22 protein-coding genes and 1 pseudogene are annotated in these 25,463 nt (G+C 65.5%); 11 read left to right on the top strand and 12 right to left on the bottom strand.

Annotated elements, in window-relative coordinates:
- Positions 1 to 35: 35 nt before the first annotated feature.
- Positions 36 to 818 carry a succinate dehydrogenase iron-sulfur subunit gene (locus ACSHT2_RS21360; protein ID WP_440636354.1) on the top strand — a complete coding sequence of 261 codons (783 nt, stop codon included), beginning with the start codon at positions 36 to 38 and terminating at the stop codon, positions 816 to 818.
- Here the strand turns inward: ACSHT2_RS21360 and ACSHT2_RS21355 are convergent, their stop codons facing one another.
- Complete coding sequence (locus ACSHT2_RS21355) at positions 819 to 2,018, bottom strand: GAF domain-containing protein (protein WP_440636353.1); 1,200 nt, start codon at positions 2,016 to 2,018, stop codon at positions 819 to 821.
- A 420-nt stretch (positions 2,019 to 2,438) separates the two neighbouring features.
- Between ACSHT2_RS21355 and ACSHT2_RS21350 the strand changes: the two genes are divergently transcribed.
- The 6 genes and pseudogenes from ACSHT2_RS21350 (at position 2,439) to ACSHT2_RS21325 (ending at position 9,668) form a co-directional block, all read left to right on the top strand.
- Positions 2,439 to 4,052, top strand: a complete 1,614-nt coding sequence (locus tag ACSHT2_RS21350) for a GMC family oxidoreductase (protein ID WP_440636351.1) — start codon at positions 2,439 to 2,441, stop codon at positions 4,050 to 4,052.
- Between the two features lie 205 nt (positions 4,053 to 4,257).
- On the top strand, positions 4,258 to 6,411 hold the full coding sequence (locus ACSHT2_RS21345; RefSeq protein WP_440636349.1) for an ATP-binding protein: 2,154 nt from the start codon (positions 4,258 to 4,260) through the stop codon (positions 6,409 to 6,411).
- Positions 6,412 to 6,620 (top strand): annotated as a pseudogene (locus ACSHT2_RS21340) (FkbM family methyltransferase); the annotation flags it as partial.
- A gap of 24 nt (positions 6,621 to 6,644) precedes the next feature.
- Entirely contained in the window at positions 6,645 to 7,031 is a 387-nt protein-coding gene (locus ACSHT2_RS21335; protein ID WP_440636347.1) for a VOC family protein, read from the top strand.
- 83 nt (positions 7,032 to 7,114) lie between these two features.
- Positions 7,115 to 7,354, top strand: a complete 240-nt coding sequence (locus ACSHT2_RS21330) for a hypothetical protein (RefSeq protein WP_440636345.1) — start codon at positions 7,115 to 7,117, stop codon at positions 7,352 to 7,354.
- Positions 7,355 to 7,541: 187 nt separating this feature from the next.
- Positions 7,542 to 9,668 (top strand): OmpA family protein, encoded by a 2,127-nt coding sequence (locus tag ACSHT2_RS21325; protein ID WP_440636343.1) that lies wholly within the window; start codon positions 7,542 to 7,544, stop codon positions 9,666 to 9,668.
- Positions 9,669 to 9,722: 54 nt separating this feature from the next.
- On the opposite strand, the gene ACSHT2_RS21320 is transcribed toward ACSHT2_RS21325, so the two are convergent.
- Positions 9,723 to 10,679 carry a homocysteine S-methyltransferase family protein gene (locus ACSHT2_RS21320; protein ID WP_440636341.1) on the bottom strand — a complete coding sequence of 319 codons (957 nt, stop codon included), beginning with the start codon at positions 10,677 to 10,679 and terminating at the stop codon, positions 9,723 to 9,725.
- Positions 10,680 to 10,907: 228 nt separating this feature from the next.
- On the opposite strand from ACSHT2_RS21320, the gene ACSHT2_RS21315 reads away from it, so the two are divergent.
- The gene (locus ACSHT2_RS21315) at positions 10,908 to 11,528 is read left to right on the top strand and encodes a TetR/AcrR family transcriptional regulator (protein ID WP_440636339.1); all 621 of its coding nucleotides are present in this window, start codon (positions 10,908 to 10,910) and stop codon (positions 11,526 to 11,528) included.
- A gap of 91 nt (positions 11,529 to 11,619) precedes the next feature.
- Here the strand turns inward: ACSHT2_RS21315 and ACSHT2_RS21310 are convergent, their stop codons facing one another.
- From ACSHT2_RS21310 to ACSHT2_RS21280, 7 genes are all read right to left on the bottom strand, one after another.
- Positions 11,620 to 13,377, bottom strand: a complete 1,758-nt coding sequence (locus ACSHT2_RS21310; protein ID WP_440636337.1) for an alkaline phosphatase — start codon at positions 13,375 to 13,377, stop codon at positions 11,620 to 11,622.
- A gap of 120 nt (positions 13,378 to 13,497) precedes the next feature.
- On the bottom strand, positions 13,498 to 14,835 hold the full coding sequence (gene argG, locus ACSHT2_RS21305; protein WP_028179997.1) for an argininosuccinate synthase: 1,338 nt from the start codon (positions 14,833 to 14,835) through the stop codon (positions 13,498 to 13,500).
- A gap of 92 nt (positions 14,836 to 14,927) precedes the next feature.
- Entirely contained in the window at positions 14,928 to 15,704 is a 777-nt protein-coding gene (locus tag ACSHT2_RS21300) for a phosphatase PAP2 family protein (protein WP_440636335.1), read from the bottom strand.
- Positions 15,705 to 15,799: 95 nt separating this feature from the next.
- Positions 15,800 to 16,294: a hypothetical protein gene (locus ACSHT2_RS21295; protein WP_440636333.1), complete on the bottom strand. Its 495-nt coding sequence runs from the start codon at positions 16,292 to 16,294 to the stop codon at positions 15,800 to 15,802.
- Between the two features lie 151 nt (positions 16,295 to 16,445).
- Complete coding sequence (rlmN, locus tag ACSHT2_RS21290) at positions 16,446 to 17,648, bottom strand: 23S rRNA (adenine(2503)-C(2))-methyltransferase RlmN (RefSeq protein ID WP_440636331.1); 1,203 nt, start codon at positions 17,646 to 17,648, stop codon at positions 16,446 to 16,448.
- Positions 17,649 to 17,825: 177 nt separating this feature from the next.
- Entirely contained in the window at positions 17,826 to 18,479 is a 654-nt protein-coding gene (locus ACSHT2_RS21285; protein ID WP_440636329.1) for an invasion associated locus B family protein, read from the bottom strand.
- A gap of 117 nt (positions 18,480 to 18,596) precedes the next feature.
- Positions 18,597 to 19,436, bottom strand: coding sequence for an SDR family oxidoreductase (locus ACSHT2_RS21280; RefSeq protein ID WP_440636327.1), 840 nt, complete (start codon positions 19,434 to 19,436; stop codon positions 18,597 to 18,599).
- 221 nt (positions 19,437 to 19,657) lie between these two features.
- Between ACSHT2_RS21280 and ACSHT2_RS21275 the strand changes: the two genes are divergently transcribed.
- Positions 19,658 to 20,632 carry an NADPH:quinone oxidoreductase family protein gene (locus tag ACSHT2_RS21275; protein WP_440636325.1) on the top strand — a complete coding sequence of 325 codons (975 nt, stop codon included), beginning with the start codon at positions 19,658 to 19,660 and terminating at the stop codon, positions 20,630 to 20,632.
- Positions 20,633 to 20,866: 234 nt separating this feature from the next.
- Here ACSHT2_RS21275 and ACSHT2_RS21270 read toward each other — a convergent pair whose 3' ends face one another.
- Together ACSHT2_RS21270 and ACSHT2_RS21265 are read right to left on the bottom strand one after the other, a co-directional pair.
- The gene (locus tag ACSHT2_RS21270) at positions 20,867 to 21,256 is read right to left on the bottom strand and encodes a YkvA family protein (protein WP_319339559.1); all 390 of its coding nucleotides are present in this window, start codon (positions 21,254 to 21,256) and stop codon (positions 20,867 to 20,869) included.
- 100 nt (positions 21,257 to 21,356) lie between these two features.
- A complete protein-coding gene (locus tag ACSHT2_RS21265; protein ID WP_319339561.1) occupies positions 21,357 to 21,647 on the bottom strand; it encodes a 4a-hydroxytetrahydrobiopterin dehydratase in 291 nt (96 codons plus the stop codon).
- Between the two features lie 153 nt (positions 21,648 to 21,800).
- On the opposite strand from ACSHT2_RS21265, the gene ACSHT2_RS21260 reads away from it, so the two are divergent.
- Both ACSHT2_RS21260 and ACSHT2_RS21255 read left to right on the top strand, forming a co-directional pair.
- Positions 21,801 to 23,246, top strand: a complete 1,446-nt coding sequence (locus ACSHT2_RS21260) for a TAXI family TRAP transporter solute-binding subunit (protein WP_440636322.1) — start codon at positions 21,801 to 21,803, stop codon at positions 23,244 to 23,246.
- Between the two features lie 182 nt (positions 23,247 to 23,428).
- The gene (locus ACSHT2_RS21255) at positions 23,429 to 24,970 is read left to right on the top strand and encodes an alkaline phosphatase D family protein (protein WP_440636320.1); all 1,542 of its coding nucleotides are present in this window, start codon (positions 23,429 to 23,431) and stop codon (positions 24,968 to 24,970) included.
- A gap of 4 nt (positions 24,971 to 24,974) precedes the next feature.
- On the opposite strand, the gene ACSHT2_RS21250 is transcribed toward ACSHT2_RS21255, so the two are convergent.
- Positions 24,975 to 25,358 (bottom strand): response regulator, encoded by a 384-nt coding sequence (locus tag ACSHT2_RS21250; RefSeq protein ID WP_440636318.1) that lies wholly within the window; start codon positions 25,356 to 25,358, stop codon positions 24,975 to 24,977.
- Positions 25,359 to 25,463: the final 105 nt, after the last annotated feature.

Here is a 25,463-nt window from a genome sequence, read left to right as displayed (position 1 = left end):
CCGGCAATGACGCCGGAAAACCAGAGGCAGGACTTATGGTTGAATTCGCACTTCCGAAGAACTCAAAGATCACCGGCGGCAAGACCTGGCCGAAGCCCGCGGGCGCGACCGACCTCCGCGAGTTCAAGGTCTATCGCTGGAATCCGGACGACGGAAAAAATCCGAGCGTCGACACCTATTACGTCGACACCAATGATTGCGGTCCGATGGTGCTGGACGGCCTGATCTGGATCAAGAACCACATCGATCCGTCGCTGACCTTCCGCCGCTCCTGCCGCGAAGGCGTCTGCGGCTCCTGCGCCATGAACATCGACGGTCAGAACACGCTGGCCTGCACCCGCTCGATGCATGAGGTGAAGGACGGCGCGGTGAAGGTCAATCCGCTGCCGCACCAGCCGGTGGTGAAGGACCTCGTCCCCGACCTCACCAATTTCTACGCGCAGTATGCCTCGATCGAGCCATGGCTGAAGACGACCTCGCCGACGCCGCAGAAGGAATGGCGCCAGAGCCACCAGGACCGCGAGAAGCTCGATGGCCTCTACGAGTGCATCCTCTGCGCCTGCTGCTCGACCTCGTGCCCGAGCTATTGGTGGAACAGCGAGCGCTATCTCGGACCCGCCGCGCTGCTCCAGGCCAACCGCTGGGTCTCCGATTCCCGCGACGAGGCGACCGGCGAGCGGCTCGACAATCTCGAGGACCCGTTCCGCCTCTACCGCTGCCACACCATCATGAACTGCGCCAAGGCGTGCCCAAAGGGACTGAACCCGGCGGAAGCCATCGCCGAGCTCAAGCTCAAGATGGTCGAGCGCCAGATCTGATTAACCTTTGATACCCACCTTGGGTCTCGCGGTGCCCTGCTGATGCACCGCGACGCGCTTGGTGTCGTGCAGGGGAGGCGCTGCTGCCGCGCCTCCTTTTGGGGTCCCGTGCTCGATCGCCCAGCGCAATTGCCGGTCCGTGGCGCGCAGCTTGATCTCGTCCGAGGCGAGCGCGGCGAGATTGGCAAGGATCTGCTTTTGGGTATCGTCTAGCGTGCGCGGCCGGGTGTCGATCACGCAGAGTGAACCCAGCGTGAAGCCGTCGGGATCGACCACCGGGCAACCAGCGTAAAACCGAAACCCCAGTTTCCCCAACACCGCCGGATTCTCCGCGAAGCGCGGGTCGGTCGCGAGGTTTTCGGCGACCATGATACCCTTCTGCAGAATGGTGTAATTGCAAAACGCCCAGCCGCGCGGCGTATCGGCCATATCGAGCCCGTAGCGCGACTTGAACCATTGCCGGGTCGGGGTGAGCAGCGTCAAAAGTGCGACTGGAGCGTCGAGGCTGCGCGCCGCCAGCCAGGTCAGGCGATCGAAAGCATCCTCCGGCGGCGTGTCGACGAGGCCCGAGCGTTCGAGAGCGAGAAGCCGCTGGCCTTCATTCTCCGGGAAGGGAAACGAAGGCGGCGTCTCGAACGGAACGGGTTGCTCGACGTCGTCCCGAATCGCGGTTTCGATTGCCTGGGGTAACGCGGGCAGTCCGTCGACGAACTGCGTCATCCCGGTGTCGAGCCCGACCGAGCCGATCTGCCGCTCTGCCGCCGGGCGGCCGACAACCAGGATCTGGGTGTGTCCAAGCGCTGGATCGGAGCGCAGGCTCTCCAGCACGGCGGATCTGCTGGCGTCCGATGGTTCGGCTTCGATCACAATGACGGCCGGCAACCGGGAGCCGATCGCGAGCAGCGCCGCATAGATGTCCGTGTAGCTTTCGACGACACAGTAACTGACCTTCGCCAAAGTCGTTTCGTAATCGGCGATGCGTTCCGGGCGCGCAATGACGATCACCCGCGCGGACGCCAACATTGGCGGCTGGCCGGGGCCGGATATCACCGCGAGAACGTCGCGGCGATAGACCCGGCGGTGGCCTCCCGGGGTTTTCCAGGAAGGGATCGATCCGCCTTCGATCAGAAGCTGAGCCGTGCGGACGGAGACGCCCAGTATCTTGGCAGCCTCCGCCGTCGTCAGAATTTCCTTGGCCATACCATCCATCTTTGCCCCCGGCCGTGCGCCTATCGGCTTTGCCCCGGCCTCACAATGTCGTGCTCCCACTTGTGTTGACAAGAGCAGGTCGCTGCTATTTTGATAAATTTGATGATAACGATAGATTTGATAAATCTGATAGGCTGGCTCCGCACTGCATGGCAGATGCGAGCTGCCGAGGGGCACCTCTTCCCCCGGAAGAAGCCGGGCTCTGGCCCTGAGCCGACCTGCGAATCGTCCTCGCGCAAGCCGAACCGCGGCGCGGCTGGCCACTCCACGCACTCTCAACCACGGGAATGTCGCGATCCGTGACGCCTCCCAACCGAGCTTCGTCCCGGCGACGACCCCCTTCATCTCCCTTACCGCCGTCTTCCCTGGCGCGTTGCGTCCCCGCACCGTCGATTTGTCTGGAGCATCCCCATGAATGACTTTCTGCCCTCTGATCTTCCGGAGTTTGCTGACCGGGTTGCCGCCAATCAGCGCCGGCTCAGCGAAAATCCTCGCGGCAGCTACGACTTCATCGTCTGCGGCGCCGGCAGCTCCGGCTCGGTCGTCGCACGGCGCCTTGCTGAAAATCCGTCCGTGGCGGTCCTGCTGATCGAAGCAGGGGGCAGCGACGAGGGGCCGACCGTCATGGAGCCGGCGGCGTGGCCGGGCAACCTCGGCAGCGCGACCGACTGGGGTTTTGTCGCGGAGCCCAACCCGCATTTGAACGGGCGCGCGCTTCCGATGTCGATGGGCAAGGTTCTCGGCGGCGGGTCGAGCATCAACGTGATGCTGTGGGCGCGCGGCCACCGCAGCGACTGGGATTTCTTCGCCGAGGAAACCGGCGATCAATCCTGGGGCTACGACGCGGTCTCGAAGATCTTCCGGCAGATCGAGAACTGGCAAGGCAAGCCCGATCCACGCCATCGCGGTACCGGGGGCCCCGTCTTCGTGCAGCCGTCACCGAATCCCGGTCCAGCCGCCCTGGCCATGCTCGATGCAGCAGAGGAGATCGGTATTCCGACTTTCGAAAGTCCCAACGGGGAGATGATGGAGGGCGAAGGCGGCTGCGCTGTCACAGATATCCTTGTCCGCAACGGCAGACGCAACTCCATCTTCCGCGCCTATACTTATCCATTTCTCGATCGGCCCAATCTCACCCTCCTGACCGGCACGCAGGTCTCTCGCATCCTGCTCGAACGCGGGAGGGCCGTCGGCGTCGAGGCGGTACGTGACGGCCGGACCCTGCGGATCAACGCGACCCGGGAGGTCGTGCTCGCGCTCGGCGCAATACAGACACCGTCCGTGCTGATGCGCTCCGGCATCGGCGATGAGAAGGAGCTTCGCCGGTTTGACATCCCCGTGGTCCAGCACCTGCCCGGTGTCGGTCAGAACCTGCAGGATCACGTATCGTTCGGATGCATTTGGGAGTATCGCGAGCCGATCGCGCCGCGCAACACCGGCAACGGGGCGACTCTCTACTGGAAATCCGATTCCGCGCTCACGTCTCCCGACCTGCTGTTCTGCCAAGTCGAGTTTCCGGTGCCGAGCCCCGAGACGGCAGGACGGGCGCCTGCCCACGGCTGGACGATGTTCGCCGGCCTCGCTTTGCCGAAGAGCCGAGGCAGGGTAAGGCTCCGAAACGCCGAGCCGCTTGCGACGCCGCGGATCGAAGCCAACATGCTGTCGCATCCCGACGATGTGAAGACGGCGATCGCCTGCGTCGATGTTTGCCGTGCGCTCGGCAATACCCGCGCCTTCGAGCCGCTGGTGGCGCGCGAATCGATGCCCGGCCCTCTCGGCGCCGCCGAGATGGAACGGTTCGTGCGCGATTCCGCCGTGACCTACTGGCACCAGACATGTTCGGCAAAGATGGGACGCGATGCGATGTCCGTGGTCGACAGCAAGCTCAAGGTCTACGGCATCGACCGCCTTCGCATCGCCGACGGCTCGGTGATGCCGCGGATCACCACCGGGAACACGATGGCGCCCTGCGTCATCATCGGAGAGAAGGCGGCACGCGCGCTGCGCGACGAGCACGATATCTGACCGCCAGTCTCCCCGAACGGCGGCTTGTATGCCGCCTCACCTCACGCGCCCCCCTCGAACAAAGCTGCGAGGGTGGCTATCGCGCCGGTCCGGCGGGAATGTCCCGCGCGTGATTCATCGAGATACAACCACAGATTATATCGATAATCGGCTTCCTTCCTTGCGCGAAACTCAGTTAAGCTGGCGATCAGGGACCGGAGCGACTGTGCAGAGGGCGCAACGCAACTCGCTGAGGCTGTTGCAGTGGATGATGGCGGCATCCCTGGCGCTGCCGATTGCGCTCTTTGCCGTTGCCGCCGCGATCTCCCACACATCCACCAGGGATATCGCCGACCGGGAGATCGAGCGCACGGTCGATGTCGCTCATGAGCACGCGCTCAAGGTGTTCGAGACCATCGACCGCAGCCTCGCCGAGCTCAACGAGGTCGTGCGCGGCTTGCCGGACGACATCATCCGCGCGCGAGAACCGGCACTGCATCGCCGCCTCAAGCGGCTGACCGATGCGCTGCCGCAGCTCAAATCGGCCTGGATCTTCGATGCGAACGGAAAAGCGCTGGTCAACAGCCTTGTCTCGCCGCCGCCGGACCTCAGCTTTGCCGATCGCGATTACTTCTACGCCCCCATCGACCATGGCATCGGCACTTTCATCGGCACGGCCCTGACGCCACGGCTACCCTATCAGGGCGCGCGCTTCTTCGGGGTCAGCCGCCGCCGCGACTCCGAGGACGGCAGCTTCATCGGCGTGATCCAGGCCTCGGTCCTGCCGGAATATTTCGAGAGTTTTTACGCCAGAATTGGATCGGATCCCGGCAGCTTCTTCGCGATGGGACGCACCGACGGCGCGATGCTCACGCATTTTCCCCGGCTTGACCACGAGCTTCGGCTCGATCCGGCCGGACCGGTGGGCCGGAAGATCGCGGCTCAACCCGAGCACGGCCTCATCACCGTCGCCTGGCCCTCGGACGGCATCGAGCGGCGCATCGCCTACCGGCGTGTCGCCGAATATCCGATCTATGTCAGCGCCGGGCTCGAGACCTCGGCGATCCGCGCGCGCTGGTTCGCCACGATGGGCCAACATCTGGTGTTCGGCATTCCCGCCACCGCGCTTCTGTTTCTGGTGCTGGCGATCGCGTTGCGGCGCACCCAGCACCTTCAGGCTGAAGCTGCAAAGCGGCGCGAGGCCGAGGAGGCGCTCAAGCACAGCCAGCGCCTGGAGGCGCTCGGGCAGCTCACCGGCGGAGTCGCGCACGACTTCAACAACCTCCTGACCGTGATCCGCGCCTCGGTCGACCTCCTGAACCGGCCGCAACTGACGGAGGAGCGGCGACAGCGCTACATCACGGCCATTGCGGATTCGGTAGCGCGCGCGGCCAAGCTGACCTCGCAGCTGCTCGCCTTCGCGCGGCGCCAGACCCTGAAGCCGGAAGTGTTCGACGTCGGTGCGCGGGTGCAGTCGCTGCAGGACATGCTCGCCACGCTGCTAGGCCCCGCGATCGAGATCGTCATGCGGCTGCCGGCGGAGCCGTGTCTCGTCAATGCCGATGCCAGCCAGTTCGAGACGGCGCTGATCAACATGGCGACCAATGCGCGCGATGCCATGCAGAGCAAAGGAAGGATCGTTTTCGAGGTCGCGGCCGCAACGACCGCTCCGGACACGCCGGCGCAGCGTTCGGCCAGCCAGACCATGACAAACCATGGCTTTGTCCGCGTCACCGTCAGCGACACCGGTGCCGGCATCCCCGCCGCACGGCTCGGGCGCATCTTCGAGCCGTTCTTCACCACCAAGCAGATCGGCCATGGCACCGGTCTCGGCCTGTCCCAGGTGTTCGGTTTCGCCCGGCAGTCCGGCGGCGAAGTGACTGTTGCGAGCGAGGTGGGGCACGGCAGCACCTTCTCGCTCTATCTGCCGCGCGTGCCGCCGGAGCTGCTGCCGCAGCGCCAGGCGCCCAACACTGCGCCGGCGGCGGCCGGCACCGGCATGTCGGTGCTGGTGGTCGAGGACAATATCGAGCTTGCCAATTTCGCCGCCGATGGCCTCACCGAGCTCGGCTACAACATCACGCTGGTCGACAATGCCGCCGATGCACTTGCCGAGCTCGTCGTGGGCGCGGATCGCTTCGACGTCGTGTTCTCGGACGTGGTGATGCCCGGGATGACAGGGCTCGATCTGGTACAGGCGATCCGCGAGCGCGGCATCGCCGTGCCGGTCGTGCTGACCACGGGCTACAGCCAGGCCCTGTCACAAGAGGGCGCGGCCGGCTGCGATCTCGTGCAAAAGCCCTATTCGATCGAGGAATTGTCTCGCGTTCTGCACCGGGCCGTGCAGCTGCGGCACGTCCGCGACGGAGCCGCCGAGTGAACGCGGGTCGATTCGCTCAAGTTCGACGTCGAGGGTTTTGAGGACCGCGTGCTGATCGGCTTCTTCCGCGATGCGATGCGCTCGCTATGGCCGCGCGCAATCGACATCTGTCACAAAACGAATGGCAGCAGGATCGTATTGCCGACATGGTCGCGCGCAATTTCGCGATGACGCGCAAGACCCGAAGCAATACGTTCCCGTCACGCTGACAGGGACGAACAAGGGAGGTTGCGATGATCGACCATCTGGGTATCTCGGTCTCCGACTATGAACGCGCGAAAGCGTTCTACACGACGGCGCTGGCGCCGCTCGGCTACAGCCTGATCATGGAGGTCACGGCAGAGCAGACCGGTCATGCGGCCGCGGCAGGATTCGGCGCAGACGGCAAGCCGGACTTCTGGTTCGGCGCGGAAGGCGCCATGAACAAGCCGGTGCACATCGCGATCGCGGCGAAAGACCGCGCCGCGGTCGACGCCTTCTACTCGGCGGCGATCGCGGCCGGCGGCCGCGACAACGGTCCGCCCGGCATCCGCCCGCATTATCACCCGAACTATTATGGCGCGTTCGTGCTCGATCCCGATGGCCACAATATCGAGGCCGTCTGCCACGCGCCGGAATAAGGCGCACTTCGAGGCGATGTGACGAGGAACATCAGCGCTGCATCGTCGTTGTCGTTCTCTGGACAACGATCTCGATGATGCCGATGCCGATCGAACCGCCCGAGATTCCGCCGGCAACACCGGGGACTCCCGCCGAACCGCCGCCGGGAATTCCACCCGGCAATCCGCAACCAGACATCACGCCGCCGGTGCGCGAACCGGGCTCGCCACCGCGGCCCGACGAATTGCCTGGCCGCGCGCCTGAAGAGATTCCATCGCGCGGACCGAATGGGCCGCTCACTCCGAATCCTGCGACAGATACAATGCCGCGGGATCACGCATGAACTCTCCAATCACATTGCAAGGCGATTGCAAGCTGCGTCTGAATGCGCAATGAACATCGCCATAGTGAGATGATTTGCGTTCAGAAATAAATCGAGCTGCGATCGCATCGCCTGCCACAATGCGGCCTAACGCGTAGCTGTTCATCCCGACACTTCGTCAAAGAACCTTCCGGGGAAGTTCACCACCATGACTAATCTTCGTTTCGTGCTGCTTGCGACGACGGCTCTGACCGCGATGCAATTGGCAAGTACCGCATCGCATGCGCAAGGCGCTTCGCCGCTCGTGGTCGCGCAGGCCCAGCCTCAAGAGACCGGCCCTGACGGAAAACCGAAGCAGCCGCCCAGGGGACCGCCGGCGGCCGCTCCGCCTGCAGCACCCGCGCGCCCGGCGGCTCCGCCGCCCGCGGCTGCACCGCCCCGCCCGCCCGCTGCGCCTCCACCGGCAGCCGCACCGCCGCGCCCGGCAGCGCCGCCACCGCCGCCGCCTCCACCTGCGGCCCGTCCCGCGCCTCCGCCGCCGCCGGCCGCTCCGAAGCAACCTTCGCCGCCTCCGGCAGCGGCCCCACAGCAGCGCGCCCCGACACCGCCTCCTCCGGCGCCGCCTGCTGCGCGCCCGGCTCCCACGCCGCCAGCACCACCTCCTGCCGCCGCTCCGCAGCAGCACGCACCCACGCCGCCGCCTGCAGCTCGCCCAGCTCCGACGCCTCCAACAGCGGCTCCGTCGGCCCGGCCTGCGCCTGCGCCCACGGCGAAACCGCCTGCTCCGACAGCACCGCCTGCGGCCCGCCCCGGCGCGCCTGCGCCGGCGGCCGCACCTGCTCCAGCAGCGACACCCGCTCCGACGGCAACGCCTGCTCCGGGCAGCACGTCTGGCGCACCAGCTGGCCGCCCCGGTACACCGCCGCCCGGGCGCCCCGGCGCGCCCCCGCCGGCGGGTTCGCCAGCTCCCAGCGCCGCGCCCGCTCCGACGGCTACACCGGCTCCCGGCAGCACGCCGACGACGACGCCCGCACGTCCCGGTGCAGCACCAACACCTGCTCCCGGCGCGACCCCGGCCCCCACGGCTGCGCCGACTCCCGGCCAACAGGGTGCAACGCCTCCTGCTGGCGCGCCCGCAGCCGGAGCTCCGCCCGCGTCACCGCAAGCTGGCGCTCCGGCCCGCCCACCGGCGCCTCCGGCCGGCGCTGCGGCGCCGACGGTCGTTCCCGGCACGCCGGCCGCAGCACCGCCGCCGAACCGGGCGCAATACGCCCCGCCCACGGTGACTCCCGCCTTCCGGGCCGCTCCCACGGTTGCAGCACCGCTGCCGCCACCGCCGCGTCCGCCGCAGCGTGACCTCACGCCGCTCGCGATCGGCGCGGGCGTCGTGGCCGGCGCCGTGATCGGTGCCACCATCGCCGATCTCCATAACCAGCGCCGCGAGACCGTCGAAGGCGGCCGCACCGTCTACACCGAGCCGGACCGCATCATCGTCCGCGATCCCGGCGGGCAGGCCTATGTCCGCGGCAACGATCTCTATCGCTTCCGCTATGGGGCCCGCGACATCCGCACCGACACCGTCGGCGGCGAAACCCGCACCGTCGTGATCCGTCCCGACGGCAGCGAGATCATCACCGTGGTGGGCACCGACGGCCGGCTGATGCGGCGCATCCGCAGAGACCCCGCCGGGCGCGAGGTCATCATCATCGACAACACCTATCGCGATCCGCGGTCGGTCGGTGGCTTCTATGTCGACCTGCCGCCGCCGGTCGTCAACATGCCCTATGATCGCTACATCGTCGATGCCGAGGATGCGTCGCCGGACCTGATCTACGAGACCATGGAGGCGCCGCCGGTGCAGCGGATCGATCGGCGCTACTCGCTCGACGAGATCCGCTACAGCCCCAATGTTCGCATGCAGATGCCGAGCATCGACGTCAACACGATCAACTTCGAGACGGGATCGTGGACCATCCCACCGGACCAGGCGGCTCGGTTGCAGGCGATCGCCGACGGCCTCAACCGTGCGATCCAGCGCAACCCGCGCGAGGTGTTCCTGATCGAGGGGCACACCGACGCGGTCGGCAACGAGGTCGACAATCTGTCATTGTCTGACCGTCGCGCGCAGTCTGCGGCCGAATTGCTGACACAGCAGTTCGGTGTCCCGGCGGAGAACCTGACGTCGCAAGGCTACGGCGAGCAGTATCTGAAGGAGCAGACGCAGGGGCCGAGCGTGATCAACCGGCGCGTCACCGTCCGCCGCATCACGCCGCTGCTCAATGGCGGGACGGCCTCGCTGCCGCCGCCCCCGCCCGGCACGGCGCCGCCACGCTGAAACGCGAACCACGAGCACAAATGGCCGGGATTGCTCCCGGCCATTTCATTTGTATCACGCAGACATCGCTTCTGACGGCAGGCAGGCGTCGCAAACGGCCGCGACGTGCCGATGATCGGTGCCGCAACAGCCGCCGAGAAGCCGCATTTGCGGAAACGCGCGCCTGAGCGAGAGGTAACGGCGGCCGAGATCGACGGGATCGCCGCTGTCGAGCGTCTCCGACTCGTCGAGCTCGGCATGGCTCTTGATCGACGCATTCGCCCTGATGCCATGGATGCGCTGGACCCACGCCTCGCCGACCGCGAGTGCGCTCTCGAAATGGGTCGGATGCGCGCAATTGATCAGGAAATATTCGCATGCATGCTCCGTCGCATCGTCGACCGATTCGATTGCCTCGCGCAGGGACTCGCCCCTGATCAGGCGGCCATCGGTCTCGACCGTGAAAGAGATCGCGACCGGAATTTCCTGCCTCTTGGCTGCACGCACCACACCGACGGCCTCGTTGATGCTGTTCAACGTGAACGCGGTCACCATGTCGGCGCCTGCCTCGGCGAAGGCCGCGATCTGAGCCGCGTGGTAGGCTTCCGCCTCCGCCGCGTCCATGTTGCCGGCCTTGTAGCCGTCGCCTCGCGGACCGATCGCGCCGCTGATGACGCAAGGCATGCCGGGGGACTCCCAGGCGCCGCGCAATTCCTCGAGGAAGCTGATGGACCGCATGTTGATGGCCTCGAGACCGGCCGCATCGTAGCCGAGCTTGGCGCCCCAATCAGGGTTGGCGCGCCAGGTTGGACTGTCGAGCACGAAGCCGACCCCATGCTGCCGCGCGATGCGAAGATAGGCTTCGTAGTACCGCTTCAAATGCGCGCGACCATCACTGCTGTCCAGCAGCACGAATGCGGCAAAGTGGGGCAGCTCGAGCCCGTGGCGAAAGATCAGAGTGGTTTCCATGCCGCCGTCGGTCAGGAAGATGCCGCCGCGGTGCTGCGGCAGATCGTTTCTGTATCTGGCCATTGATCGCTCCATCATTTGCACGGGCCGCTCTTCATTCGGTCGCGCCATGCCCGCCTTCGGTCTCGGCAATTGGTGCCGCATAATGTCGCGTCGCTCTAGAAGCCTGATGGTGCGGCTGAACTTCCTCCCGCAAACGGATACAAATCAAAGACTTGCGTGAGGCAATCGGACCGGCGCGCTTGCCTGCGCGGCAAATTCCGCACCGTTGGTACGGTTTTGGAGGCATCGATGGGAAAGGGCGAAGCGACGCGCGAGCGCATTCTCGAGATCGCGGAAGCGGCGGTGCTCGCAAAGGGCTTCGGAGCGACCTCGATCGACGAGGTCATCGCCGAGGCCGGACTGACCAAGAGCGGCTTCTTCTATCACTTCAGGGACAAGAACGCCCTCGCACGGGAGATGCTGCGCCGCTACGTGGAGACGAACGATCGCCTGTTCGACGAGATCTTCAGGCGGGGGCGTGAGCTCTCGGACGATCCGCTGCAATCGTTCCTGATCTCGCTGAAGCTGCTGGCCGAGGTCATGGCCGATCTGCCCAACGGCCATCCCGGGTGCCTGATCGCCAGCATCTGCTATCAGGAGCGCCTGTTCGACCGCGAGGTTCGCGACCTGACCGCGCAATCGGTCCGGGCCTGGAATGCGCATTTCCGCGCGATCCTCGACGGCATCGCCGCAGTTTATCCGCCGCGCGAGTCGATCGACCTCGACGATCTCGCAGAGATGATCTCGTGCGTGGTCGACGGCGCGATCATCATGTCGAAGACGCTCAACGACCCGAAACGGCTGGAGCGACAGATCCTGCTCTTCCGAAGCTGCGTGAAGCTGGTCTTCGCGCCGCCTCCCTCATCGTGAGATGCATGTGACGTGAGCGAGCCGGGGTCGGGCCGCCTTGCTGCGCCCGTTTGCGGGAGGGGTGCAACTGTGCGCGGTCCGAACCGCTGCTTCATTGCCCCGCGGCCAATCCCAACGCGTCGGCCATGACACGAAACACTTCGGTATTGTCCATCGAGCCGTGCACGCGCTCGCTGCCCGGACCGGTCGCGGTCAGGATGACGTCCTCGCCCGAATGCACGCTGGCGCCGATCATCGCCGAGAGATTGCCGGGGCGCAGCACCGCGCCCGGGACGTCCTTGTATTTGTCGTTGGCCTTGAAGGTCCCGTCGGCGCCGGCCTTGACGGTCGGCTCGTTGGGACTGTCGAGCTTCGGGCGGAACGTCTCGTAGTGATCCGGCAGGCTCGCCGAGAAGATGGCAAGCCGCCGGCTCACGTCGATGCGTGCCGGATAACCTTCCGCATCCGGCGCCGGATAGTTGGGAAATCCGGCCTGCGCATAGACTCCGACGCGCTCGCGCAAGGGAACGTTGGGCACCGTGCCCATGTCGTCATTCACCGTGCCGACCAGGCTGTTGGGATGATTGTGGTCCGCCAGCACCAGGATGAGGGTGTCGTCGCCGCGCGCCCGCGCCCATTCACGCGTCTGGCGCACCGCGTTGTCGAGCATGATCGTATCGTAGACGGCGCGCTCCATGTCGAGAGCATGCGCATATTTGTCGATCAGTCCGGACTCGACCATCAGGAAAAAGCCGGCCTCGTTCTTCGAGAGGATGTGCAGCGCTGCCTGCACCTGCTCGGTCAGGTCAGGCTGCTCAGGGAATTTCTTGACGCCGCCGCCCTTCAGGAATTTGCGGTCGAGCACACCGTCCATGTTGCCGGTGGCGAACAGGCCGAGCAGCTTGCTCGTCTCCTGTTTTGCGGCAGAGGCGCTAAGCTCGCTGGCGGTGGTCGCCACCTGATAGCCTGCATCGCGAAACTTCGCGATGAAGTCCGTCTCGTCCTTGCGTTTCGAGCCGGCGGCCGATTTCGGCATAAAATTCGCGCTGCCGCCGCCCATCAGGATATCCGGTTTCGCCGTGAAGAATTGCTCGACGATGTCGTCATACGCGGCCCGACGGCGGGTGTGCGCAACCATCGCCGCCGGCGTCGCGTCTTCGATCTCGGTGTTGGTGACGACACCGATCGCCATGCCGAGCCGCCTCTTGGCTAGGCTCGTGATGGTCTCGACCCGGGGATCGTCGAACGGACTTGCGGTGCGGTCCGCATAGACGCCGAGGGCGTTGACGGCGCTCTTGTGCCCGGTCGCATAGGCGCTGGCCGAGTTCGCGGAATCGGTGATGATCGAATCCGAACCCGCGGTCGCCACCAGCGCCATACGGGGCATGTCGTCGATCGCGAGCTTGCCGCGGCTCTTGCCCTCCGAAATCCCCTTGGAGAGGATTCGGGCTGCGACCCGGTGCGCCGGCGACATGCCGTCACCGATGAAGAGGATGACGTTCTTCGCCTTGCGCGGACCCGTGTCGTAGACCGTCCACGTGACGCTGCGCTGGCGCGTGCCGTCGCTCACGTCCACGGCAACGTTGCCCGGCCTGGTCAGCGTGACGTCGCGCAGGATCAGGGCCGACTGCTCCTTGCCGTCCTCGCGATCGATGAAGGTCCCGGCACGGCCGAACGCAGTCGCATAATCCGCGCCGTTCACCGTCACCTTCAACCTGGCGGGATCGACCGGCCCGGGGAGCTCGACCTTGAAGTCGAATTTGGCTCCGGCCAGGATCTCGGCACGATCGATTGGATAGACCGTCTGCGCCGACAGTGACGATGTCCAACAGAGGACGATGAGAGAGGCGAGTGCCGATCCCCTGACCATGCTCGATGCTCCGCAATCCGGTTTCCGACAGGAACGGCAAGCGTAGCGTTCGAGAATGACACCGTCATTAAATTCGCTGGACCCGGATCGAGCGAAGCGCAATCCGGGCTCGCGGAAGGCTCAGCCCTTGTCGCTCTCCAGGCGGAAGATCTGCGAGCCTTCGCTGCCCGAGAGCAGGCCGGTGTCGCTGTAGAGCTTCAGCTTGGTGCGGGTGTCGGCGATGTCGAGGTTGCGCATGGTGAGCTGCCCGATGCGGTCGGCCGGCGTGAAGGCGGCGTCCTCCACCTTCTCCATGCTGAGCCGCTCCGGCGCATAGGTGAGGTTGGGGCTCTCGGTGTTGAGGATCGAATAGTCGTTGCCGCGGCGGAGCTCCAGCGTCACCTCGCCGGTGACGGCGCGCGCGACCCAGCGTTGCGCGGTCTCGCGCAGCATCAGCGCCTGCGAGTCGAACCAGCGGCCCTGATACAGCAAACGGCCGAGACGCATGCCGCTGATGCGGTACTGCTCGATGGTGTCCTCGTTGTGGATGCCGGTGACGAGGCGCTCGTAGGCGACGTGGAGGAGCGCCATGCCGGGCGCCTCGTAGATGCCGCGGCTCTTGGCCTCGATGATGCGGTTCTCGATCTGGTCGCTCATGCCGAGACCGTGGCGGCCGCCGATCGCGTTGGCTTCGAGGAACAGCGCGACGGGATCGGAGAAGGTCTGGCCGTTGAGCGCCGTGGGCTGGCCTTCCTCGAAACGCACCACGACCTTCTCGGCCTTGACGTTGCAGTCGTCGCGCCAGAACGGCACGCCCATGATCGGATTGACGATCTTGATGCCACTGTCGAGGCTCTCGAGATCCTTGGCCTCGTGCGTGGCGCCGAGCAGATTGCTGTCGGTCGAATACGCCTTCTCCGCGCTCATCTTGTAGGCAAAGCCCTGCGCGGTCATGAACGCCGACATCTCGGCGCGGCCGCCGAGCTCGTCGATGAACTGCTGGTCGAGCCAGGGCTTGTAGATCTTCAGGCCGGGATTGGTGAGCAGGCCGTAGCGGTAGAAGCGCTCGATGTCGTTGCCCTTGAAGGTCGAGCCGTCGCCCCAGATGTTGACGCCGTCCTCCTTCATCGCCGCAACCAGCATCGTGCCGGTAACGGCGCGGCCGAGCGGGGTGGTGTTGAAATAGGTGATGCCGCCGGTCGAGATATGGAAGGCGCCGGACTGGATCGCGGCGATGCCTTCATGGACCAGCTGCGTGCGGCAATCGACCAGGCGCGCCTTCTCGGCGCCGAACTCCATCGCCTTGCGCGGAATCTCGTTGTAGTCGGCCTCATCCGGCTGGCCGAGATTGGCGGTGTAGGCGTAGCAGCGCGCGCCCTTCTGCTTCATCCAGAGCAGCGCCGCGCTGGTGTCGAGGCCGCCCGAAAACGCGATGCCGACTTTCTCGCCCTTGGGCAGGCTTTTCAGGATCGTGGTCATGGGGCTTCCAATCGGGTCTCAAGGGCTGGTGAAGGTGCGAGCTTGACCGCGCGAATATCAAATTTCGCAGGGCTCGGCACCCATTTAATGGCTCAAACCGAGGGCTCGGGACCGGTCTTGCGGCCGAACAGGCGCTGGCGGAGCCGGTAGCCGGGCATGCTCAGCCGGGTCAGGGCGGCATCGACCGCCTCATCCGAAAACCGCGTCCGCGGCCAGCGGTAAATCAGCGCGTAAGCGAACCAGATCACGACGAAGGTGACGAGGCCGGCTATGGAAACGTCGGTGAAGAAGTGGCCGCCGAAGGCCATGCGCAGCCCGCTGGTCAAGGCGCCGAACACCACGGCGGCAGTATAGGCGAGCGGCCGCCACGCCGGCGGCGCCAGCGCAGCCGGCGCGAGCGTCCAGAATGCCGTCGCCCCCTCGCCGGAGAAGAACGAGCAGTTGCGCCCGCAGCCGCCGCGGGGATCCCACCACGGCACGAACTGCTGATCGCCGGCAAACTCGGTCACCACCACCGGCCGCGGACGGCCCCAATAGGTCTTGAACGTCAGGTTGGTCAGAATGCCGGCCGACATGGTCAGCGTCACCAGCAGGAAGATGACGGTGCGCCCCGGCACCATCAGCGGCCGGTCGGGCCGGATCATCTTGACCACGAGCGCGACGATCGAGGGCAGCGCGAAGGCCCAAGCGACCCACATGGCCGCGTCCCGCGCAAAGCCCGCCCAGCCGTTCAGCTTGAGCGGAAACGTCTTGGTCGCGGGATCGAAGAACAGTGACGCGAGCTTGAGATCGAGCTCGGGATAGAGGCCGAAAACGACGCCGATCACGAGCCACAGCGCCAGGGCGATGAAGAGTCCAGTCCGGTTCATGGCGCGGGGTTTAGCGGAGTGGAGAGGTGATGAAAACCCTTGCCGTGGTCATTCCGGGATGGTCCGAAGGACCAGACCCGGAATGAGAACGTGACTCACCTTGCCTCCGGCCGCGACTGCGACGGCAAAGGCGGCGGCGGTTTCCGCGCCGGCGGCGGCTCGCGCCAGGCGCCCGCATTGCGGCCGGCGATCAGCCAATAGACCATTCCGGCCGCGATGCCCGCGCCGGTCATGATCTCCAGATGCCGCCGCACGATGCCTTCGAACTGGAACGTGTCGGGGTGAAAGGGAACGAGGCCGAGATAGCAGGCCAGACCCACGACGCCCCCGCCGACAGCGTAAGCCAGCGCGCTGCGGATGTAGAGCGCCTCGGTGATCGCGACGATCACCGCTGCCGGCACCAGCGCAAAGCCCGACACGAAGATGAAGCCGAAGCCGAGCAGGATGTCGATCGTGCCCTGATCGACGGGACCGGCGCCGAGATCGGCGAATTCCGGAAACAGCAGCGTGACGACCACGATCATGCCGCCGACGAAACAGGCGGCGAGAAAGCCGATGAAGATGACGACGAGGCGGCCGATCAGGGACATGACGCAAACGAATTGATGACCAGCAGTGTCACAACGCCCCCAGTCGTCATGCCCGGGCTTGACCCGGGCATCCACGACGTTCTCTCTTGCGGCTCGACGTGGATGGCCGGGTCAAGCCCGGCCATGACGCGCGAGGAGACCGTCACCATCCTCAATCCGTCATCGCCATGGCGCGCAGCGCCTGGCGCTCGCGTGCACTGAGCTTTTCGGTCTCCGACTTGAGCTGGCCGCAGGCGGCGAGGATGTCGCGGCCGCGCGGGGTGCGGACCGGCGAGGAATAGCCGGCGTTGAAGACGTATTCGGAGAACTTCTCGATCTGGTCCCAGTCCGAGCATTCATAGGCGGTGCCGGGCCAGGGATTGAACGGAATCAGATTGATCTTGGCGTGAATGCCCTTGAGCATCTTCACCAGCAGCTTTGCATCGTCGAGCGAATCGTTGACGCCCTTGAGCATCACATACTCGAAGGTGATGCGGCGCGCGTTCGAGGCGCCGGGATAGTCGCGGCAGGCCTGCAGCAGCTCCTTGATCGGATATTTGCGGTTGAGCGGCACGAGCTCGTTGCGCAGCTCGTCGCGCACCGCATGCAGCGAGATCGCGAGCATGACGCCGATCTCCTCGCCGGCGCGCACGATGTTCGGCACCACGCCGGAGGTCGAGAGCGTGATGCGGCGGCGGGAGATGCCGATGCCTTCATTGTCGCCGACGATCAGCAGCGCATCGCGCACCGCATCGAAATTGTAGAGCGGCTCGCCCATGCCCATCATCACGATGTTGGTGACGCGGCGCGTGCCGTCCTCGCGGTCGGCCCAATCGTTCAGACGATCACGCGCGACCATGATCTGCCCGACGATCTCGCCCGCCGTGAGATTGCGCACCAGGCGCTGCGTGCCGGTGTGGCAGAAGGAACAGTTCAGCGTGCAGCCGACCTGCGAGGAGACGCAAAGGGTGCCGCGGTCGGTCTCGGGGATGTAGACGCATTCGACCTCATGCGCCTTCTGAACGGAATCGCCGCTCGGCAGCCGCAGCAGCCATTTGCGGGTGCCATCGTTGGATATCTGCTCGGCCACGACCTCGGGCCGGTCGACCGTGAAGTGCTGTGCGAGCTCGGCGCGAATGCCCTTGGAGATCGAGGTCATGTCGTCGAAGCTCTGGGCGCCGCGGAAATAGATCCAGTGCCACAGCTGCTGCACGCGCATCTTGCGCTGGGCCGGAGCGACGCCGATCTCGCCGAGGCGATCGGCAAGCTCGGTGCGCGACAGGCCGATCAGCGACGGTTTTGCCGGCGGCACATAGGTTTCGAGCGGAGTCTTCTCCACCAGGATTGCGTTGTGCGGCTCGGTCGTCGGTTGCATTGAAAGACCTGATGGCTTGGTCGTTCCGGGATGGTCCAAAGGGATCGCGAAGCGACCCTGAGGACCAGACCCGGAACCTCGAGATTCCGGGTTCGATGCTGCTCATCGCCCCGGAATGACGGTAGAAAATCTATATAGCAACCGGAACCGCCGATTGCGACCTTATCGCCCGCACCCTTACCGCTTGCAGTCGTGGGCGATCTTGTCGAGCGCCTGGGCGAGGCCCTTCAGCGAGAAGGTGTCGGTCGTCTCCGTGCCCTTGGCCGAGACGCCCTTGACCACGAGGTCGGCGGATTTGCGCATGGCCTCGACCATCCGCTCCTCCTCGGCCGCGTTCTTGATCCAAAGGCCATCGCCTTGCGTGTACATCGCGAAGGAGGCGCCGCCGACCTCGACGGTTGATTCCGAGCCCGGCTTCAGCGCGTAGCCGATCATGACCGAGACTTCGTTGTTGACCTTCTCCGCCGGCCGGGTCGAGACGAAGGCGTAGGCGGGATCACGCGGCCGGTTCGGCGGATTGGTCTTCGACGACGAAGGCTTGGCCAGCGCGAAACAGACCTTCTTGCCGTTGGGCGTCGCCGCATATGCCCCCCAGGTGCCGAACTGCCCGATCAAGGTCGGCTCGGCGCCACCCGCAACTCCCGCGGGCGAGGCCGCCGGTTTGCTCTCGTGCTTCGAAGCGGCCTTTGCAGTCGTATGGGCCGGCGGCGCGGCCGGCTTCGGTGTCGCCTCCTTTGGAGCAGACTTGGGCGCCGTCTGCGCCCGCGCGGAATCGACGATTCCCCCGGCCATGACGCCAGTCATCAAAGCTAAAATCAGCACCCGCCACATGCTCGGAGTGGTTCCCTCAATATTGTGACTGGAAGATGGCCCGACCGCGCTTTGTCCCCGGGCAGGGATAGCCGGGAAAGTCCAATTTGGGAAGGCAGTTAGCGGTATCGGCTGCGGTCAGGCCCTGGATCGCGCGGCGCGTTGCTCAGCCCATTGGGCCTCGGTCCAGCGCAACAGATCCTCGGCGCCGGAACTGCGCAAATGCGCGCCACCGTCGATCACCACCATCTCGCCATTGATGTAGCCGGCACGGTCGGAGACCAGGAAGCTGGCGAGGTCGGCAAGCTCGCTATGCTCGCCGGTGCGTCCAAGCGGGTTGAGCGACGTCCAGCCTGCGTCACGGCCTTCGGGACGGAGCTGCCCGGTGGCCCCCGCGGTCGGAAACGGACCCGGCGCGATCGCGACGGTGCGGATGCCCTTCGGGCCCCACTCCACCGCAAGACTCCTGGTCATCGCCAGCAGGGCGGACTTCGCCATCGCAGACGGAACCGTGAAGGCGCGGCCGGTGATGGTGGAGGTCGAGAGAATCGACAGCACGACGCCGCCATGCTTGCCCTCGATCCAGCGCCTGCCGGCGGCGAGCGTGCAATACATCGCGCCATGCAGCGTCGGCGCCAGGATCGCGTCCGCGGCGCGGAAGGAGAGATGCTCGCTCTGAGCGATGAACGTCGCGGCGGCATTGTTGACGAGGATGTCGAGCGGCGCCTCGCGCCAGATCTGATCCATCATGCTGTCGACGGCCACGCCGTCGCGAATATCGCAGCTGATCGTCGTGACCTTGCCACCCGTCTGCTCGCGCATTTCGCGCGCCGCTGCTTCCAGCCGGTCGAGATTGCGGCCGCAGATCACGAGCTCGGCGCCGAGCGCGAGGAAGCGACGGCCCATCGCGGCGCCAAGGCCCGAGCCGCCGCCGGTGACGAGGATGCGCTTGTTCTTGAGCAGGCCCGTTTCAAACATCGTTTGAATCCTCGCTGTTTCCACACACTCAGTCATTGCAAGCGCAGCGAAGCAATCCAGAATCCGCACCGCGGAAATAGCCCGGATTTGCTTCGCTGCGCTCGCGATGACGAGGATAGGCCGAACATCGCGTCCAGCAAAGAATCCGGATTGTCGGGCCGCACTAAATCCGGCAGAAACGGGCCAACTATAATTCCACTCGAAACGCCTCAGGTGCTGCCATGAAAGCCATCCTCTGCTCGCAATATTGCCAGCCCGACGATCTCGTGCTCGCCGATATACCTGATCCGGTGGCAGGCCCCGGCGAGGCCGTAATCGCGATCAAGGCGGCGGCGCTGAACTTCTTCGACATCCTGATGATCCAGGGCAAGTACCAGATCAAGCCGCCGTTCCCGTTCTCGCCGGCGGCGGAAGTCGCGGGCGTGATCGAGAGCATCGGCCCTGGTGTCACCGACCTGAAGGTCGGCGATCGCGTTGTCGCCTCCTGCGGCCACAACGGCGCGCGCGAGAAGATCGCGCTGCCGGCGGCGGCGATCGTGAAAATCCCTGACAATCTCGACTACGACCGCGCGGCCGGCATCATCATCATCTACGGCACCGCGTTGCATGCGCTGGAAGATCGCGCCAGCCCGAAGCCCGGCGAGACGCTCGCGGTGCTCGGCGCGGCCGGCGGCACCGGCCTCGCCGCCTGCGAACTCGGCAAGCTGATGGGCCTGAAGGTGATCGCCTGCGCATCGTCGGACGAGAAGCTCGAATTCGCGAAAGCGCATGGCGCCGAGCTGACGCTGAACTACGCCAAGGAAGACCTGAAGGAAGGCCTGCGCAAGCTCACCGGCGGCAAGGGCGTCGACATCATCTTCGATCCCGTGGGCGGTGCCTATGCGGAGCAGGCGCTGCGCTCGATCGCCTGGGAGGGCCGCTTCCTCGTCATCGGCTTTGCCGCCGGCGACATTCCGAAGATGCCGCTGAACCTCGCGCTGCTGAAGGGCTGCGACATCCGCGGCGTGTTCTGGGGCGCCTGGACCCGGCTCAACCCGGCCAAGAACCGCGCCAATCTCGAAAAGCTCGTGAAGTGGACGGCGGAAGGCAAGATCTCATCGCATGTCGACCGCATCTTCCCGCTGGCGCAGACGGCGGATGCGCTGAAGGTGCTGGCGGGACGTCAGGCCATGGGCAAGGTGATCCTGCATCCATGAGGGTGTTGTGGCGAATGGTGTCGCGACGCCATCGCCACATACCCAACTGTCATCGCGCGCGCAGGCGGGCGATCCAGCACGCCGAGACGGTCGCGATTGAACCGAGAGGCCGCGGCGTACTGGATTCCCGCTTGCCGCCTACGCCAAAGCTTCGGCGCCCCTGAACCTCAACCCCGGCGAAGCCTTGGCGTAGCCGGGTCGCGGGGAACGACAGCGCGCTCGTGGTAGACGCTCCTAAGCTTCCGCTTCTTCTTCCGCCTCACCTAGCCCACGCTTGAGCGCGGCACGGGCGGCCTCGCGATGTTCGTTCGTGATGTGGCTGGCGACCATGCGGATGGCGGTGGCGAGCACGGCGGCGTCATCGGCGAAGCCGAGGATCGGCATCACGTCCGCGACGAAGTCGAGCGGCAGGACAAAGTAGGCGATCGCCCCGAGCAGCGAGGCCTGGACGTGGCGCGGCGTCTGCCGGTCGAACGCGCAGTAATAGGCGGCAAGCAGGTCTTCCGCGAACGGCAGGTGTGCGGCAACACGCTTCAGCTTGCGCCAGAAGCGGCGGCGCACGCTCTCGCGATCTTCCGCGAGCCGGTCGGCCGGCTCGAAGCCGACACTATGCTCGGCAGTCATGCTCAAAAACTCCCCGTTCTGCCGGAGGCGGCGGGTCGTCCCGTCCCGGCTGATCACAAGATGGGGATGCAGCACATCCCTGCAAGACGCCGGCCTAGTATCAGCCTGCAATGGCGTTCATCGCCTTGGCCAGCGCGATGTCGCGCGCGGTGACGCCGCCGGCGTCGTGAGTCGACAGCACCACCTCCACCGTCTTGTAGACGTTGCGCCATTCGGGGTGATGATCCATCTTCTCGGCGACCAACGCGGCGCGGGTCATGAAGCCGAACGCCTCGTTGAAATCCCTGAAGACGAAAGTTTTCCCGATGGCGTCGCGGCCCTGGACCTCGGTCCAGCCCGGTAGTCCGCCGAGCGCCTGCCTGCGCGCCTCCGCCGAGAGTCGTTCTGCCATGGTCGTCTCCGTCCTTTTGGGGGAACTTTACTCTAACACCGCGCCGGCGCCCCGGGTTCATACGGGATTTCCTGCATCCGCTAACCATGACGGAGATGTAACCCCGCCGGACAAGAAATTTGCTACAATACCGGCGGTAAATCGCCGGCCAAGATGAAACTGAGCCTGAAGCGCCTGTTTGGGAGATCGATGACCGGGGGATTGGACCTGGCCGAAGCGCCCCCTCCGCCTTCGCCGCGATCCGCGGCGCGGAAGACGGCGCTCGTGTCTCTGGCACTTGTGCTTGCGATCGTCGGCGCGCTCGCCGGCGGCTATTACTTCGCGATGCGTCCGGTGACGCTCAAGATCGCGGTCGGCCCTGCCAACAGCGATGACATCAAGGTCGTGCAGGCGCTGACGCAGGCCTTCACCCAGACCAAGGGGCAGGTACGGCTGCGGCCGTTCCAGACCGACGGCGCCACGGCCAGTGCTGATGCGCTCGCGGAAGGCAAGGTCGATCTCGCCATCGTGCGCGGCGACGTCGACGTGCCCAAGAACGCGCAAGCGGTCGCGACCCTGCGCAAGAACGTCGTGGTGCTGTGGTCCGTGCCGGCCAAAGGCAAGAAGCGGGGTCCGAAGATCACCAAGATCGCGCAGCTCGCCGGCCATCGCGTCGGCGTGGTCGGCCGCACCCAGGCCAACGTCAATCTGCTCAAGGTGATCCTCCAGCAGTACGGCATCGATCCCGCCAAGGTCGAGATCGTGCAATTCCCGGCGAACGAAGCCGCCGAGGCGATCAAGGCGCAGAGGGCCGATGTCTATCTCGCGGCCGGCCCCGTCAACAGCAAGATCACGTCGGATGCGATCGCCGCCTCCACCAAGGATTTCGGCGCACCCACCTTCCTCGCGATCGATTCTGCGGATGCGATCGCGCAAAACCATCCGGTCTACGAAGCGTCCGAGATTCCCGCCGGCACCTATGGCGGCTCGCCTGCTCGCCCGGAGGACGAGGTCAAGACCATCAGCTTTTCGCACCACATCGTGGCGCGCAAAGGCGTGTCCGAAACCACCATTGCGGCGTTCACGCGCCAGCTCTTCGCCGTGCGCCAGCAACTGGTGACCGAATTCCCGCTCGCGGCGAAGATCGAAACGCCTGATACCGACAAGGATGCGGTCATCCCAGTACATCCAGGTGCGGCCGCCTTCGTCGACGGCGAGGAAAAGACCTTCCTCGACAAATACAGCGATTACATCTGGTGGAGCCTGATGGCGCTTTCCGCCATGGGCTCGATCGGCGCCTGGTTCGCCGGCTATCTGAAGAAGGACGAGCGCGACAGCAACAGCCATCTGCGCGAACGTCTGCTCGACATGATCTCGGCGGCGCGCACGTGCGAGACGGCCGAAGAGCTCGACCAGATGCAGAGAGAGGCTGACGGCATCCTGCGCGATACGCTGCGCTGCTACGATCACGGCGCGATCGAGGAAGGCGCGCTCACCGCCTTCAACATCGCACTTGACCAGTTCCACACCGCGGTCGCCGACCGCAAGGCCTTGCTGATGAGCCTGCCGCAGAACCTGCAGCGCGCCGGCGCGCAATTCAGGGCTGCCGGCAACGCGTAGGCGCTTGCCCGCGTAATTGCTGCGTCACATTGTCTCAATATAGCTTCCGCCGCCATTGCGGGATGGTCCGAAAGACCAGACCACAGGTGCGCAATTGCGCACCGGGGAATCTCGAGATTCCGGATTCGCGCTTCGCGCGCTCCGGAATGACCGTGAAAGTTGTGCCAGCCAGCGAGCCAGCCATGAACATCAAATTCTCCCGCCGCCGCTTCCTCGCGACCGGCGCCGGCGCGCTCGGCACCCTCGCGATGCCCTATCTGTCGCGCGCGGCCGATCGGCCGGCGGTCACTCATGGCGTCCAGTCTGGCGACGTCACGGTCGACGGCGGCGTGGTGTGGGCGCGCACCGACCGGCCGGCGCAGATGCTGGTCGAGGTGGCGACGACTGATACGTTCAGGGATGCCCGTGCGCTGCCGCCGATCGCAGCGCTCCCCGAGAGCGACTTCACGGCAAAAATCCTGCTGGAGAACCTGCCGGGCGGCCAGGACATCTTTTACCGCGTCCGCTTCCGCGATCTCTCGCACAGCGCGGTCGAGGGCGAGCCGGTGGTCGGCCGCTTCCGCACGGCGCCGGCCGACCGCCGCGACGTCAGCTTCGTCTGGGGCGGCGATGTCGCCGGCCAGGGCTGGGGCATCAATCCCGATGACGGCGGCATGTTCACCTTTTCGGCGATGCGCAAGCACCGGCCGGATTTCTTCCTGCATTCCGGCGACACGATCTATGCCGACGGTCCCATCCAGTCCGAGGTGAAGCTTGCCGATGGCAAGATCTGGAAGAATCTGACCATCCCGGAGAAGGCCAAGGTCGCGGAGACGCTGGACGAGTACCGCGCCGCGCACAAATACAATCTCACCGACGACAACCTCCGAGCCTTTAATGCCGAGGTGCCGATCTTCGTGCAGTGGGACGACCACGAGGTGACCAACAACTGGTCGCTGTCGAAAGAGCTGCCGGCCGCCTACAGGGTGCGGGACATCTCGCTGCTCGCGGCCCGCGCGGGGCGCGCCTTCCACGAGATGTACCCGATGCGCGAGAGCATCATCGAGCCCGGCCGCGTCTATCGCCAGATCGCCTACGGCCCGCATCTCGACGTGTTCGTGCTCGACGAGCGCAGCTATCGCAGCCCGAACGGCGCCAATCTCGAGACCGCTTACGGCCCCGCCAGCTACTTCCTCGGCCCGGACCAGATCGCCTGGCTCAAGCGCGGTCTCTTGAATTCGCGCGCGACATGGAAGGTGATCGCGTCAGACATGCCGATCAGCCTGATTGTCTCGGATACGCCGAAGGGCGGATCGGAAGCCGTTGCGCAGGGTGACGGTCCGGTGCGTGGCCGCGAGTTCGAGATCGCCGACATCCTCCGCTTCATCAAGATGGCGCCGATCACCAACACGGTGTGGCTGACCGCGGACGTGCATTACGCCGCCGCGCATTATTACGATCCGAACAAGGCGCAATTCCAGGAATTCGAGCCGTTCTGGGAATTCGTGTCGGGTCCGCTGCATGCCGGCACGTTCGGACCGAACGCGCTCGACAACACCTTTGGCCCCGAGGTCCGCTTCGTCAAGGCGCCGGGCAAGGACAGCCAGAACCTGCCGCCGTCCGCGGGCATGCAGTTCTTCGGTCACGTCAAGATCGACGGCGCCTCGGGCCAAATGACAGTGACCCTGCGCGACCGCGCCGACGTGGCGCTGTGGTCGACCACGCTCGATCCGAAGCAAAGCTGATGGGCTAATTAGCGACGCGTAGCTTGAGCGCCGCTTCCAGCGCGTCGGTCGAACACGGCTTCTGCAACCGCGGTCGGCCCGCCAATTCGGGCGGAATGCGCGCCTCGGCGCCGTAGCCGGTGACGAAAACGAACGGAACCTCCAGCGCGATCAGCCGCTCGGCGATCGCAAAGCTGGTCTCGCGGATCAGTTCGACATCGAGCAGCGCGAAGTCGGGCCTACGCTTCGCAATGGCGTCCAGCGCCTTGGTCACCGAACCGACCGTCCGAACGCCGGTCACTCCAAATCCGAGCAGACGGTCCTCGAAATCAATCGCGATGATCGGATCGTCCTCGACGATCAGAACATCGGCCGGCCAGCCTGAGCCATTGGAAAGTGCGGGTAACATGATCGCGTCTTGCGTTGGGGGTTTTAGGATCAGGACTGCTGCGACACGATGCCTGGCGCGTAGCGCATCGGAGGGTTCCCGGAACGAAACTCACCACATCATCGT

Source organism: Bradyrhizobium sp. PUT101 (genome assembly GCF_052043945.1).
Classification (GTDB): Bacteria; Pseudomonadota; Alphaproteobacteria; order Rhizobiales; family Xanthobacteraceae; genus Bradyrhizobium.
This window is presented reverse-complemented; position numbering and strand designations above follow the sequence as displayed.